Annotated in this window: 12 protein-coding genes; all 12 read right to left on the minus strand. The window is 46.0% G+C overall.

All coding sequences use genetic code 11. The annotated features are described in order from the left end of the window. Nucleotides 1–49: 49 nt before the first annotated feature. The 12 genes from ftsZ to ftsL all read right to left on the minus strand — a co-directional run bounded on the left by ftsZ (nt 50) and on the right by ftsL (nt 14,584). Nucleotides 50–1,285, minus strand: coding sequence for a cell division protein FtsZ (ftsZ, locus tag L1D31_RS13950; RefSeq protein WP_239837706.1), 1,236 nt, complete (start codon nt 1,283–1,285; stop codon nt 50–52). 30 nt (nt 1,286–1,315) lie between these two features. After that, nucleotides 1,316–2,578 (minus strand): cell division protein FtsA, encoded by a 1,263-nt coding sequence (gene ftsA / locus L1D31_RS13955; protein ID WP_239837707.1) that lies wholly within the window; start codon nt 2,576–2,578, stop codon nt 1,316–1,318. Beyond that, a complete protein-coding gene (locus L1D31_RS13960; RefSeq protein WP_239837708.1) occupies nt 2,571–3,353 on the minus strand; it encodes a cell division protein FtsQ/DivIB in 783 nt (260 codons plus the stop codon). Before L1D31_RS13960 ends, ftsA begins: the two co-directional genes overlap by 8 nt. A gap of 182 nt (nt 3,354–3,535) precedes the next feature. Next, entirely contained in the window at nt 3,536–4,996 is a 1,461-nt protein-coding gene (gene murC, locus L1D31_RS13965; protein ID WP_239837709.1) for a UDP-N-acetylmuramate--L-alanine ligase, read from the minus strand. Nucleotides 4,997–5,008: 12 nt separating this feature from the next. Beyond that, a complete protein-coding gene (murG, locus tag L1D31_RS13970) occupies nt 5,009–6,070 on the minus strand; it encodes an undecaprenyldiphospho-muramoylpentapeptide beta-N-acetylglucosaminyltransferase (protein ID WP_239837710.1) in 1,062 nt (353 codons plus the stop codon). Further along, nucleotides 6,057–7,256 (minus strand): cell division protein FtsW, encoded by a 1,200-nt coding sequence (gene ftsW, locus L1D31_RS13975; protein ID WP_239837711.1) that lies wholly within the window; start codon nt 7,254–7,256, stop codon nt 6,057–6,059. The genes murG and ftsW overlap by 14 nt, the downstream gene beginning before the upstream one ends. Before the next feature lie 13 nt (nt 7,257–7,269). Next, nucleotides 7,270–8,589, minus strand: coding sequence for a UDP-N-acetylmuramoyl-L-alanine--D-glutamate ligase (gene murD / locus L1D31_RS13980; RefSeq protein WP_239837712.1), 1,320 nt, complete (start codon nt 8,587–8,589; stop codon nt 7,270–7,272). A gap of 17 nt (nt 8,590–8,606) precedes the next feature. Then, nucleotides 8,607–9,689 (minus strand): phospho-N-acetylmuramoyl-pentapeptide-transferase, encoded by a 1,083-nt coding sequence (gene mraY / locus L1D31_RS13985; protein WP_239837713.1) that lies wholly within the window; start codon nt 9,687–9,689, stop codon nt 8,607–8,609. Further along, a complete protein-coding gene (murF, locus tag L1D31_RS13990) occupies nt 9,686–11,044 on the minus strand; it encodes a UDP-N-acetylmuramoyl-tripeptide--D-alanyl-D-alanine ligase (RefSeq protein ID WP_239837856.1) in 1,359 nt (452 codons plus the stop codon). Before murF ends, mraY begins: the two co-directional genes overlap by 4 nt. Before the next feature lie 4 nt (nt 11,045–11,048). Further along, on the minus strand, nt 11,049–12,527 hold the full coding sequence (gene murE / locus L1D31_RS13995) for a UDP-N-acetylmuramoyl-L-alanyl-D-glutamate--2,6-diaminopimelate ligase (protein ID WP_239837714.1): 1,479 nt from the start codon (nt 12,525–12,527) through the stop codon (nt 11,049–11,051). 12 nt (nt 12,528–12,539) lie between these two features. Then, nucleotides 12,540–14,270, minus strand: coding sequence for a penicillin-binding transpeptidase domain-containing protein (locus tag L1D31_RS14000; RefSeq protein WP_239837715.1), 1,731 nt, complete (start codon nt 14,268–14,270; stop codon nt 12,540–12,542). After that, nucleotides 14,267–14,584, minus strand: coding sequence for a cell division protein FtsL (ftsL, locus tag L1D31_RS14005; RefSeq protein ID WP_239837716.1), 318 nt, complete (start codon nt 14,582–14,584; stop codon nt 14,267–14,269). Before ftsL ends, L1D31_RS14000 begins: the two co-directional genes overlap by 4 nt. Nucleotides 14,585–14,587 lie beyond the last annotated feature (3 nt).

Below are 14,587 nucleotides of genomic sequence, written 5' to 3' on the forward strand. Positions count from 1 at the left end.
ACCGCGAATCGTACCATAATTTTGAACAGTGTCAAATTATGATTTAATTTTAGTCAGCCTGACGACGCAAGAATGCTGGTATATCAAGATAACCAGTGTCCTTATCCGCTTTCGGTGCAGCACTTTGTTGACCAGCACCTGAGCTTGAAGGAGCAGAACTTGTCGGCTGAGGAGTCACCTGAGGTTTCTCTTGCAAACTTGGTGCCGGTTTCTCTTCCACTTTATTGACAGCTGGCTGCTGAGTTGGAGCCGCTGGCTGAGTTTGTGGTTGAGAAACAGAAGCTACTTTCGTCTTCCCGCCCGCAACTAAAGTGATATCAGGCTTTTTCTCTGTACCAATACCAGTAGCAACAACGGTCACTCGGATTTCATCGGCCATATCAGGATCCAATGAAGTACCGATAACAACTGTAGCATTATCTGAAGCAAATGCTTTAACCGTATTACCCACTGTTTCAAACTCATCCAGACGCATATCAAGGCCAGCTGTAATGTTAACCAGAACACCACGAGCACCTGCGAGATCGATATCTTCAAGAAGTGGGCTTGAGATAGCCATCTCAGCCGCTTCTTCAGCACGGTCTTCACCTTTGGCTACGCCGCTACCCATCATTGCATGACCCATCTCCGACATCACGGTACGAACATCCGCAAAGTCGACGTTAATCATGCCAGGACGAGTAATAAGCTCTGCAATACCTTGTACTGCATTCTTAAGTACGTCATTCGCACTAGCAAAAGCTTCAAGTAGAGTGATACCACGACCCAGTACTTTTAGTAGCTTTTCGTTTGGAATCGTAATTAATGAGTCTACCTGTTTAGATAGCTCTTCAATTCCTTGCTCAGCAAACGCTAAACGCTTTTTGCCTTCAAAGCTAAATGGCTTAGTTACTACAGCAACAGTAAGTATGCCCAGCTCTTTTGCGACTTCTGCAATCACTGGAGCAGCACCTGTACCTGTACCACCACCCATGCCAGCTGCGATAAATACCATATCGGCACCATCGAGCTCTTCTTTAATTCTATCTCGATCTTCGAGAGCAGCATCACGCCCAACCTGAGGGTTAGCGCCTGCACCCAGACCTTTGGTAATGTCACCACCAATCTGGATTACGCTATTAACGCTTGTTTTACGAAGCGCTTGCGCATCAGTGTTGATGCTAATGAACTCCACGCCTTCGATGGATTCACGTACCATGTGTTCAACGGCATTACCACCACCGCCACCAACCCCAACGACTTTTATTACTGCGTCGTCAGACATTTCCATCATCGGTTCAAACATGTGTTATCTCCGTTTATCCTGCTGCTCAGGTTAAAATTCTTTTTGTATCCAGTTACGCAAACGCCCAAATAATGTCGTTACAGATTGGCGCTTAGGCTCATTGTACTCTGTATCGTCGTTAATTTGACTATCTCTTGCATAATGAAGTAAACCCACTGCCGTCGAGTGATACGGCTCTTTTACATAGTCTGTTAGCCCACTCACTTCTAGTGGCTTACCAACTCGTACTTGATTGCGGAATACACGTTCCGCACACTCTACCAATCCTTCAATCTGTGCAGCACCACCAGTCAGTACTACACCAGCCGCAAGGTGATGTTTTATCCCTTCTTCGCGCAGCTTCTCCTGAACAGTATCGATAGTTTGATTAACCAGCCCCATTAACTCAGTATAACGAGGTTCAATCACCTCAGACAAAGTTTGTCTTTGTAAACTGCGTGATGGTCGACCTCCTACACTAGGAACGTTAACCGTGTCATCCTTGCTTACTAGCTCACTCAGAGCACAGCCATATTTCACTTTTATTTCTTCGGCATCACTCACTGGAGTACCAAAGGCGAAAGCAATATCACTTGTTACCGCATTACCTGCATAGGAAAAAACTTCCGTATGTCTCAGTGCTCCGCCAGTCCAAATGGATACATCCATAGTGCCAGCACCGATGTCGACAACACAAACACCGAGCTCACGTTCATCTTCAGTGATCACCGCATTACTCGAAGCCAAACCGGAGTAAACTAAGTGCTCAACCTTCAAACCGCATCGCTCAACGGCTTTAATAATGTTTCTTGCCATATCATTGTGACAAGAGATTAAATGCACGCTGACTTCCATTCTTACTCCTGATAAACCTAGCGGATTTTTTATCCCTTCTTGGTAATCAATCGTAAATTCTTGTGGAATTACATGCAGAATGCGTTGTTCGTCACCTATTTTGATAGATTTAGCAGTATGAATCGCACGATCCATATCTTCCTGAGAAACCTCTTCATCAGAAATGGTTCCCATGCCTTTCTCTATTCGGCTAGCTATGTGTCTACCAGAGATAGAAATAAAGACATTACTGATCTGACATTCCGCCATTAGCTCAGCTTGGTCAACAGCTCTCTGAACAGATTTGACAACAGATTCCAAGTCGTTGACACCACCTTTATCCATTCCTCGTGATGGACTACTTCCTGCGCCAATTATGTTTATCTGACCATCAGGCAGTACTTCTCCAACCAGAGCTGATACGGTTGCAGTGCCAATATCAAGACCAACAATAATGTTGTCATCAGCGGTCTTAGTCATCTGTGCTCTCTTGTTCTAACTCTTGCTCAGGGAACCAACCGACGGAGGCTCCCGTATCATACCTGAGGTCAATATAGCTAACTCTTTGTGAGTCGCTACCTAAGTTTTTGTATAAAGAGAGGAATCTTTTCACCCTCTCTTCTAAAGATTCTTTACCCAGTTCAAGCCGGATACCGTTATCAAGGATAATCTGCCATGCACGGCGATCATTCAGTAATAACGAGGAAATGTTCAGATTCAGCACTGCAAACTTAGGGTTAATTTGCCGCCATACGTCCAATACTTCTTGGCTCGTACCTGCGGGACCATAAAGCTTGACACGCTCTCCTTCTAGCTTGCCAATGTCGCCATTAAAAACAAGCCCTTGACTATTAAGGAGTTCACTACCATTCCAAATAGCAGCCGCTTCATACTCAGTCAGAAAAACTTTGACCGTGTCAGGCCATTGTTTGCGAATCGATGCATGAGAAACCCAAGGGATAGCCTCTACAGTCTTCTGGAGTACTTTCACGTCTTGAGACATAAAGGTACCCACATGTTGCAACGTAGCAAACGCACGCTGCACATCAAGGGAAGAAACGTATTTCAGATCTCCCTCCAAGACTATTTTCGATAAAGGCAAACGCTTATCATCCCACATCCAAGATATCGTGGAATGAAGGATAGAGCTTATCAATAGCAAAACCACCAGCAAAAATATGCTACCAAAAGCATGTTTTTTCACTAGTGGAGAATCAGTAAAGCGACGGCCTTCATCTAAAGTGCTCTCAATCAAGACCGCTGTCCCTGCTATCAGTTCGCAACTTTAACCCCTATCTCAATTTCTTAAAAAGGCAAAAGCAATGACTTTAACTTCCGGATTATACTGGCGTCATTGAAAGTATCAAATACTGAAATTGAGAAATCGCACTTTAATTGCATTAATTAGTCGAATTAATCGAAATCTCATGTTTCCAATCACGCCATATGCATCTTATCGATACTTAATTCAAAAGCCGCCAATTGTTTCGCTACTTTGCCAATATCTCCTGCACCTTGCGTTAGAACCAAGTCACCATCTTGCAAAACATTCGCTAAAACAGCAGGTAAGGCATTACTATCGGAAACAAAAATCGGATCGATTTTTCCTCGACTACGAATCGTTCGACATAAAGCACGCCCATCAGCGCCCGCAATTGGCTTCTCGCCAGCAGAGTAAACATCCAACATCAAAAGAACATCAACTTGTTCTAAGACATTAGCAAAGTCATCGTATAAATCACGAGTACGACTGTAGCGATGTGGCTGGAAAATCATTACCAAACGCTTCTCTTTCCATCCATTACGAGCCGCATGAATCGTGACATCGACTTCCGTCGGGTGATGGCCATAATCATCGACCAACATTGCGCTACCATTACCGGTATCAAACTCACCAAGGTGATCAAAACGACGCCCTGTGCCTTGCGTTCCAGCCATGGCACATAAGATGGCTTCATCGTCAATATCATCTTCAGTTGCCACAGCAATTGCAGCAGAGGCATTGAGTGCGTTGTGGCGACCAGGAATGTTCAATGTAATATCAAGGTTGGCACGCCCCTGACGCACGACAGTAAACTTACCTTGTTGGCCTTCCTGATGATAATTTTCAATACGTACATCCGCATCTTCAGAAAAACCGTAGGTGATCACTTGGCGGCTGATCCTCGGAATCAATGCTCTCACGACTGGATCATCGATACATACAATCGCTTGCCCGTAGAAAGGAAGGTTGTGGAGAAAATCAATGAACGTCTGCTTCAGGGTTTCAAAGTCTCCACCGTAGGTATCCATATGATCTGCTTCGATATTAGTGACAATGCTCACCATAGGCTGAAGATGAAGGAAGGACGCATCACTTTCATCAGCTTCCGCAATGAGAATACGGCTAGAACCAAGACGAGCATTCGTCCCCGCGCTCTTAACCAAACCACCATTCACAAATGTCGGATCTAAACCCGCTTCCGAGTATATCTGGGTTACCAAAGCCGTGGTCGTAGTTTTTCCGTGAGTCCCTGCCACTGCGATACCATGGCGAAAACGCATCAGTTCCGCTAGCATCTCAGCACGGCGTACCACCGGAACTCTTGCCGCACGTGCTGCTTTAATTTCTGGGTTTTCTTCATTAATCGCCGTAGAGACGACAACTACACTGGCTTGTTGAACATTTTCTTCAGCATGGCCAATGAAGATCTTGGCGCCTTTATTGGTCAAACGCTCTGTCACAGGGTTTTCAGCTAAGTCTGACCCCGTGATCTGATAACCTTCGTTGAGCAACACTTCAGCAATGCCGCTCATTCCCGCTCCACCAATACCAATGAAGTGGATAGATTTCACACGACGCATTTCTGGCACCATGGCGCGAATTTGCGCTAAATCTTGAGTATGTTGAACTGTCATGAATATTTCTCGTTAATTCGTTAGCGCAATAATGGCATCAGCCACTTTGGTATCTGCATCCAGCTTGGCAGCTTCTCGAGCACTTTTGGCCATATCAAGCAGTTGTTGGCGATCTAATCGCTGGATCTGTTCGGTTAATTTCTCGACGGTAAGCTCAGGTTGCTCAATCATTTTTGCAGCACCACATTCAACCAAATGATCAGCGTTTAGTGCTTGCTGCCTGTCTTTGTGCATAAACGGAATAAACACAGCCCCGACACCAGCAGCCGAGACTTCGGAGACAGTTAAAGCGCCAGAGCGACAAACTAACAAGTCAGCCCACGCATAAGCTTCAGCAACGTCATCAATAAACTCCGTTGCTTGTACGTCTGTGACGTTAAGCGCCTCATAGGCCGTTGCCACTTCTACCTGATTATTTTTACCCGCTTGGTGGCGAATTTCGTACTCAGCCCCAAGTTTTGACATCACTTCAGGCATAGTGCGATTGAGAATTTGCGCGCCTTGGCTGCCTCCCATAACCAGAATCCGGATTTTACCACTTCGCTCTGACATCCTATGCTCTGGGCTAGGTAATGCCACTACATCTTGGCGAACGGGGTTACCCACAACTTCGGCATTGGGGAAAGCTCCGGGAAAAGCTTGGAATACTTTAGACGCAATGCGTGATAGCCACTGGTTAGTTAACCCTGCAACAGCGTTCTGCTCATGTAAAACGACCGGAATACCTAACATCTTCGCAGCAACACCACCTGGGCCACTGACATACCCCCCCATACCAAGTACAACGTCAGGCTGCCAGCGTTGCATGTGGTTTTTTGCTTGCAGTATGGCATTCAAGATTTGAAAAGGGGCTTTAATCATACGTGACAGTCCCTGACCTCGTAGCCCCTTGACTTTAATAAAGTCAATATCAATTCCGTGCTTAGGTACCAATTCCGCTTCCATACGATCAGAGGTTCCGAGCCAACGAATTTCCCACCCTTGCTGCTGTAGTTTTTTTGCAACCGCTAGACCTGGAAAAACATGACCGCCAGTGCCTCCAGCCATCACCATCAATCTTTTATTCTTTTTCATTTTCTTCTTTCTGTTTCGGCTCGCTATTCAAAGCAATAAGCCGACACTCATGATCAATGCGAAGTAATATTGCTACCGCAGTCGACATAACTATCAAGCTCGAACCACCATAACTGATCAAAGGCAGTGTCAGCCCTTTCGTTGGCACCATACCAGCTGCTGCCCCAACATTAACCAATGTCTGAAAAGCAAACCAGATCCCAATACCGAAGGCGAGATACCCACCAAACAATAAATCACTATCGAAAGCTCTACGACCAATCAGTATCGCTTTGACAACGAGGCTAAAAATCAGCATTAACACCAGAACTACACCAATAAAGCCTAGCTCTTCAGCTAATACTGCAAATACAAAATCCGTATGCGCTTCAGGTAAATATTCTAATTTTTGAATAGAGTTTCCTAAACCTTGGCCAAACCACTCACCTCGGCCAAAGGCCATTAAAGACTGAGTCAGCTGATAGCCACTACCAAACGGGTCTTCCCAAGGGTCTAAGAAGGAAGTGACTCGACGCATTCGGTAGGGTTCAATCAGAATTAAGCCCACGACAGAAGCGATCCCCACCACCATCAAAGCTAGAAACTGAGTGAGCTTTGCCCCAGCAATAAACAACATGCCAAACAAGGTGACAAGCATTACGATGACTGTCCCGAGATCAGGCTGAAGCAGCAGCAAACTTGCTAAGGTGCCAAACACCATGATGGGTTTGATAAAACCACCAAAGAAGCTCGATCTCACTTCTTCATGTTTTCGGACCAAGTAACCCGACATAAAAATGAACAGCGATAGCTTAGCCACTTCTGCAGGTTGAAGGTTGAACAAACCAAGGGGGATCCAGCGAGAAGCACCGTTAACTGATTTGCCTGCGACGAGCACAACCACCAGGAGAAAAAAGGATAACCCTAGCAACAATGTACTGTATTCCGACCATTTCTTCAGTGGCACCTGTAAAATGACACTAGCGGTTGATAATGCCAACACCAAAAAAACAGCATGGCGAAACATAAAGTGGAAAGGCTGATCCGTTAAACGAGAACTGATCGGAAATGACGCTGATGTCACCATTACTAGGCCAGTTAGCATCAGACCGAGAGAAATCCACACTAGTTGACGATCGAACAAAACTTCCGGTGACGAAGTGGTCAGCCAGCGTTGAGTCTTCAAGAAAAAGTGGCGTATCTGCATCCAAGTCGCTTCACTATGCGTATTGTTTGGCTAGAGCGGTAAAAGCATCACCGCGAGCCATAAAGTTCTTAAATTGGTCAAAACTCGCACAAGCCGGAGACAGCATAACCATATCTCCCGACTCAACTTGTGAGCTCACCCATCGAACAATGTCATCAAGCGTCTCAAAACGTTTTGCCTCTGGGTGTAGAGGGAGAAACTTATCACCATCAGCACCATAACAACAGAGCTGAACATTTAGCTGACTGAGTGCAGGTTGCAATTCAGAAAAGTCCGCACCTTTCCCATCGCCTCCCACTAATAGATACAACTTACCAGTAAGTGATAACCCTGAGAGTGCCGCTAGGGTGCTAGCTACATTGGTCGCTTTGGAGTCGTTTACCCACTTAACGCCTTGATTATCCACAACCACCTGACATCGATGTGTCAGCCCGTTGTAAGATTTCAGCGCCTCAAGCCCAAGAGATACATCAATGCCTACCTGAGTAAGTAGCGCTAGTACAACCAAAACATTAGCGACATTATGTCTTCCGACTAAGCTCAGCTCATCAGCAGCCAGTAAACTCCGCTCCCGGTGAGACAGGTACTCTCGTCCACCCAATGTTTGGAGGTGGAAATCACAGGCTTTATCCAAGCTAAACTCAATCAGAGGAAAATTGACCTGGTCAGGATAGGTCGTAGGATCATCCGCATTGACAATACACGCCTGTGCATGCTCAAAAATACGAAGCTTAGCCTGACGATAACAACTCATATCATCATAGCGATCCATATGATCTTCAGATAAATTTAAAAATGCAGCCGCTTTAAGATTAAGGCTCGACGTGGTTTCTAACTGAAAACTCGATAATTCGAGTACATATAGCTCGGCTTTTTGCTCCAATAAATCCAATGCAGGAACCCCTATATTGCCACCAATCACGGTCTTAACACCGGCAGCATTGGCAACAACCCCCATCAAGTCGGTCACTGTGCTCTTACCGTTTGAACCAGTGATTGCGACGACTGGCTTTTCCACCTGCCATGCAAATAATTCGATATCGCCGACAATTGGAATACCGGCCTCTCTTGCTTGCTTTAATTCCGGAGTCGCTAATGCAATCCCAGGGTTAGCAACTATCAAGTCTGCTGCGGATAACCAATCTAAGCGCCAGCCACCAGAATGCAACTCCACTTGCTTAGGCAGCGCTTCTCTACCTGGGGGATTATCTCGAGTGTCGATAACACGAATAGTTAAGTTATATGGCAAGTTCGCTAAGTACTTAACGACTGAGAGCCCGGTAATACCGAGCCCTACCACCACAACACTCTCTATGTTTTGCCAGCGTTCCATAGTCAAGTTGATTTTCCTTAACGTACTTTCAGTGTTGCTAAGCCAACAAGAACCAGAACAATTGATATGATCCAAAAGCGAACAATCACACGAGGCTCTGGCCATCCTTTCAATTCATAGTGATGATGAATCGGCGCCATACGGAAAATGCGTTGACCACGCAACTTGTATGAACCAACCTGTAAAATCACTGACAGTGTCTCCATTACAAACACACCGCCCATGATCACTAAAACGAACTCTTGTCGTACAAGGACCGCGATAGTCCCTAAAGCGCCCCCCAGAGCCAATGACCCCACATCACCCATAAAGACTTGTGCTGGATAGGTATTGAACCAAAGAAAGCCTAAACCTGCACCGACAATAGCAGTACATACCACCACAAGCTCTGACGCATGAGGAACATAGGGAATATGCAGATAATTCGCAAAGTTAACGTTACCTGTTGCCCAGGCAATTGCGGCAAATCCTGCTGCCACTAATACTGTTGGCATAATAGCCAAACCATCCAAACCATCGGTCAGGTTTACGGCATTACTCGTCCCTACAATCACAAAGTAAGTCAGTACGATATACATCAAACCTAACTGGGGCATGATGTCTTTAAAGAAAGGGACAACAAGCTGGGTGGCCGTCGTATCTTTGCCGTACGCATACAATGCAAAAGCAACCACCAAAGCAATTGCTGACTGCCAAAAATACTTCCAACGAGCAATAAGACCATCAGTATTTTTACGCACCACTTTACGATAATCATCAACAAAACCGACGGCACCATAGCCAATTAAAACCGCGAGCACAGCCCATACATATGGGTTAGAGAGATCAGTCCAAAGGAGAACGGTAGTCGTTATCGCAGTCAAGATCATGACTCCCCCCATCGTTGGGGTACCACGTTTACTAAAGTGTGACTCGGGACCTTCGTTACGAACTACCTGGCCAATTTGCAACATCTGCAAACGGCGGATCATAAGCGGCCCCATCCAGAGCGAGATACCTAATGCTGTCAAGACACTAACAATGGCACGAAACGATAAGTATTCGAATAAACGGAAGAATGAAAAGTATGGCTGTAGAAGCTCTGCAAGCCAAATGATCATGTATACATCTCCTTTAAAGCAGCGGCGATCTTGCCCATTCCTGCACTGTTTGCTCCTTTAACAAGTAATGTTTGAGAGCCTGTATTCAGGTTGAGCTGCTGCTTAATAAACTCAATCATGCTGTCATGAGTATCAAAGTGCTTTCCTTGACAAACGTCACTGATCGCTTTGGCGTCAGCGCCATAAGTAAGCACGTGTTCAAATTTAAATGGGGCCGCATGTTCACCGACTTGACGATGAAGTGCAAGACTTTCCTCACCTAACTCAGCCATATTACCCACAATCAACCAGCGTATACCATCAAAGCTGCTTAATAAGTCTGCAGCCGCTTTCATAGCAGGAACACTGGCATTATAACTGTCATCAATCAACCTTATGCTATCGGTTAGTTCGACAGTTTCAACTCGGCCTTTCACTTTTGATAAGTTAGCAAGGCCAGACACGATCATTTCTGGCGTAGCCCCAAGCTCCATTGCTAAAGCTGTTGCGGCAAGCGCATTGGCCACATTGTGTTGCCCAATAATACCGAGCTTAACATTCAATGATGTATGCGGAGTATCAATGGTAAAAGATGCCTTACCATTTTCGCTCATTATTACATTACGCGCTTTATATTCTGCACTGTTATCAGACAGTGAGAATGTCTTCACCGTTTTGTCAGATAACACTTCCTGCCAGTAGTGACCGCCATTGCTGTCTAAATTGACAATCGCGACCGCCCTCGGTTTTAGGCCTTGATAAATTTCACCTTTCGCTTGCTTGACTCCGTCCATTGAACCAAAGCCTTCTAAGTGAGCAGCAGCAACATTGTTGACCAATGCAACATCAGGATTGACAAGTCGTGTGGTATAAGCAATTTCACCGATGTGATTCGCGCCCAGCTCAATCACGGCAAAATCATCTTCCGGCTGAGAACGCAGTAAAGTGAGTGGCACGCCAATATCATTGTTAAAATTGCCTGCGGTATACAGCACTTGGCCTTTTTGCACCATAATGCTCGCAACCATTTCTTTAACCGTCGTTTTACCGCAGCTACCCGTAATCGCAACAGTCGGTGTCTGACAGACTTGATGAACAAATTGACCTAATTTACCCAGCGCAGCTTTAGTATCTTCCACTAATAACTGTGGTATTTGAACATCCACCGCTTTACTGACCAATAAAGCACTGGCACCCGATTCAACCGCTTGCTGGACAAAGTTATGAGCATCAAACTTTTCGCCAACCAGCGCCACAAACAAAGAGTCTGACTCAATGGTCCTAGTATCAGTAGAAACGGAATGAATAGCGGTATCATTACCGATAAGTTGAGCATCAAGCACATCAACAAGCTGAGATAGCATCAAAGTAATCATAGTGTTATAGCTCCAGAAGTTGCTCAGCAGACTCGCGATCGGAATAGTAAACCGTTTCATTCGCCAGCACCTGATAATCTTCATGGCCTTTGCCAGCAAGCAAAATAATGTCCTCTGCCTCACTATTCTGCAAAGCATGCGCTAATGCTTTATAACGGTCATGTTCAATAGTCGCACCATCAGGTGAAACCATACCCGCCAGCATATCTTCTACTATTGCTGAAGGCGATTCGCTACGGGGATTATCATCCGTTAAGATGACCACGTCGGCTAAAGCTTCACCAATAGACGCCATCATCGGGCGTTTACCTGTATCTCTATCCCCTCCACAGCCAAATATGACCCAGAGTCGCCCTTGGCAATGTACTTTTAAGGCGGACAGCGCTTTTTCTAAAGCGTCAGGCGTATGGGCATAATCCACTACGACTTTGGCTTTCCCTTTGGCATGGAACAGTTCCATACGGCCTAATACCGGCTTTAGCTGACTGGCACAGTCCATTAATGCTTGTTTCTCAATCCCTAAAGACAGTAAAGCCGCAAAAGCCACCAACACATTACTGGCATTAAAAGCTCCGATCAGTGGCACCGTAAAATGGCCTTCGCCGTACTGCCCAGAAAACGACAACGTAATGCCTGCTTCAGAATATTTAACATCAGTGGCAAAGAGTCCGTTGCCGTTTGGTATCGGAGATAAAGAAACCGGAGTACAACCTTCGAGCTGCTCTGCCCAAGCAGCGCCGACAGGATCATCAATGTTGATCACAGCGTGAGCGCAATCATGATGAGTAAATAAAGATAGCTTAGCCCGGGCGTATTCTTCCATCGTACCGTGGTAATCAAGGTGATCACGGCTGAGATTAGAGAAGACTCCAACCGCAAAACTCAGTGCTTTGACACGGTCTTGAACCAAGCCATGGGATGAGATTTCCATTGCCGTATACTGCGCACCTTGGCTTTCTAGATCCGCTAGCGTTTGTTGAATGTCAAGCGCATTGCCCGTGGTATTAGCGGTCGGCGCTAATGAGTCTAAAAAGCCATTGCCCGTTGTTCCAAGCACCGCTGCTCGCCGCCCTGTTAACTCTAACCACTGAGCAATCAGCTGAGTAATGGTCGTTTTGCCATTGGTCCCTGTCACCGCAATCAATTGATTGTGTTTAAGCGGTAGCAAGCGATTCACGAGTTCAGACAGATGACGAGTCAAATGCGCGATATATATGACGGGAACATCATCCAAAAACTCAACAGAGCCATGAACTTGCCGCTCATCAGCTTCAGCAATGATCGCATTTGCCCCTTGCTCAATAGCAGAGCCGATAAATTTTCTGCCATCAACAACATGACCTTTAATAGCAACAAATGTAGAGCCAGATATCACTTTACGGCTGTCTAACTCCAACTTTGAAATTACAATCTTGCCACCGTCCTGAGATGACAGTTCAACCCAAGGTGCAAGCAGATTGGCCAGCGTGAGTTCTTTGGACATTTAACGCCTCACTTATTCTTCTTTAAATCGGTTTTCATCAGGAGCGACATTGAGGATCTGAAGCGTTCCTTTCAATATTTCAGAGAATACAGGACCAGCAACAGAGCCCCCATAATAGTTGTCCCCTTGAGGTTCATTGACAACTACGACTAAAGCGACTCGTGGGTTGCTAACAGGGGCAACTCCTGCCGTATATGCAAAGTACTCGTCACCATAGCCACCCGCTATCGCCTTGCGTGACGTACCGGTTTTGGCTGCAACACGATAACCAGGAACCGCCGCTTTAGTTGCGGTACCGCCAGGTTGGGTAACCGTCTCTAGCATGTTCAGCACCATATGCGCATCATCTTCATCGATTACTTGGCGGGATAAATCTTGCTGGTTATTTTCAATAATATGGATCGGCTGGTACTTACCAAAATTACCTAACGTAGCATAGGCATGCGCAAGCTGAAGAGGCGTAATCGTCAAACCATAGCCGAAGGCTAAAGTCGCGATTTCAAACTTGGACCAACGGCGTCGGTTGGGAAAAATACCCGGAGTTTCACCCACTAGATTAAGTCCGGACATTTCACCGAACCCGACCGAACTGTACATACCAAGCAGTGCTTCCAATGGCATATCCAGTGCCAGCTTGGCCACACCAATATTACTCGATTTTTTCAAGATAGTGGTTAAATCAGCCTTACCGACTTTGGAGGTATCACGGACTCTTTGCCCCCCAATCGGCATCAGGCCATTGCCAGTATCAATGATCGTATCCTTATCCGCGACCCCATTTTCAAGTGCTGCCAATACAACAAATGGTTTCACCGTTGAGCCGGGTTCAAACGCATCGGTAATCGCACGGTTACGCATTTTAGCGGACTGGAGATCAGAGCGGTTATTCGGGTTGTAGGATGGCGCATTAACCATAGCTAATACAGCCCCCGTCTTCACATCCAATATGACTGCCGTCCCGGATGTGGCGCGATAATCCGCTACCGCCTGTTTAATCGATCGATAGGCAATTGCCTGAATACGCTGATCAATAGTTAACTCCAGTGGTTTACCTTCTTCGTGCTCTTCCAAAGAAATGTTTTCCACCACCCGACCATATCGATCTTTGCGAATGATCCGCTTGCCCGCTTCACCGGTCAGCCATTTATCGTAACTGCGTTCAACCCCTTCTAGACCATGACCATCAATCCCTGTCACACCGACTAAGTGAGCACTGACCTCTCCCGTGGGGTAATAACGACGAGATTCTGCTTTCAGCCCCACACCAGCAAGCTTAAGCTCACGAATATAGTGTGCCATCGCAGGACTTACTTGGCGCTGAAGGTAGATAAAACGTCGGGATGCATTGTTACGAATTTTGTCGATCATGTCTTGACGGTCAAGACCAAGAACATCGGCCAGTGCATACCAGCGATCCATGTTGGCAAAACCATTACGTTTGAAAATCGTTGCGGGATCGGCCCAAACGGCTTCCACAGGCACGCTAACAGCAAGAGGTTCACCGTTACGATCAGAAATAATCCCTCGCGCAGAATGAATCGTCTTCGCGCGAACGGAACGTAAATCGCCTTGCTGAATAAGGTTGTCAGGCTCAACGATTTGAATATAGGCAATTCTTGTCACCAGCGCCGCGAAAGCACCAAAAACAAACAACAGCACTAAATAAAAACGCCAACGGATCAAGCTCGGCTGTTCTGCAACAGCTTTTTTCTTAGCAGCTGAGGAGACTTTAGTTTTACTCATGGGAGGTCGATAATCACTTCTTTATCTGAGTCTGGACGTTTCATCTGCAACTCATCTTTAGCAATTTCTTGCACTCTGCTGTGCTCCGCTAAGGCAGTTTCTTCAATCAAAAGGTTACGCCACTCATTGTCTAGTCTTTCCCTTTCTTGTAGAGCCTGATCTTTCTCGGTAATCGCTTGACGTGTGTGATGGGTGGTAAATACTACCCCCATCGCTGATGCGAAGATCATGATCAATACCAGCAAAGGCACCCGACCTACGGTAAATAGGTCAAGGGCAATTAGCTTGGCGAGATTAGGCGTAGCTTTACTCATCGG

Origin of the sequence: Vibrio sp. Isolate23, from assembly GCF_022398095.1 — a bacterium.
GTDB classification, from domain to species: domain Bacteria; phylum Pseudomonadota; class Gammaproteobacteria; order Enterobacterales; family Vibrionaceae; genus Vibrio; species Vibrio coralliilyticus_A.

Bases quoted from the DNA above. Each gene is read 5' to 3' on its own strand.
- ftsZ (WP_239837706.1), bottom strand. From the start codon at position 1,285: ATGTTTGAACCGATGATGGAAATGTCTGACGACGCAGTAATAAAAGTC.
- ftsA (WP_239837707.1), bottom strand. From the start codon at position 2,578: ATGACTAAGACCGCTGATGACAACATTATTGTTGGTCTTGATATTGGC.
- murC (WP_239837709.1), bottom strand. From the start codon at position 4,996: ATGACAGTTCAACATACTCAAGATTTAGCGCAAATTCGCGCCATGGTG.
- murG (WP_239837710.1), bottom strand. From the start codon at position 6,070: ATGAAAAAGAATAAAAGATTGATGGTGATGGCTGGAGGCACTGGCGGT.
- ftsW (WP_239837711.1), bottom strand. From the start codon at position 7,256: ATGCAGATACGCCACTTTTTCTTGAAGACTCAACGCTGGCTGACCACT.
- murD (WP_239837712.1), bottom strand. From the start codon at position 8,589: ATGGAACGCTGGCAAAACATAGAGAGTGTTGTGGTGGTAGGGCTCGGT.
- mraY (WP_239837713.1), bottom strand. From the start codon at position 9,689: ATGATCATTTGGCTTGCAGAGCTTCTACAGCCATACTTTTCATTCTTC.
- murF (WP_239837856.1), bottom strand. From the start codon at position 11,044: ATGATTACTTTGATGCTATCTCAGCTTGTTGATGTGCTTGATGCTCAA.
- murE (WP_239837714.1), bottom strand. From the start codon at position 12,527: ATGTCCAAAGAACTCACGCTGGCCAATCTGCTTGCACCTTGGGTTGAA.
- L1D31_RS14000 (WP_239837715.1), bottom strand. From the start codon at position 14,270: ATGAGTAAAACTAAAGTCTCCTCAGCTGCTAAGAAAAAAGCTGTTGCA.
- ftsL (WP_239837716.1), bottom strand. From the start codon at position 14,584: ATGAGTAAAGCTACGCCTAATCTCGCCAAGCTAATTGCCCTTGACCTA.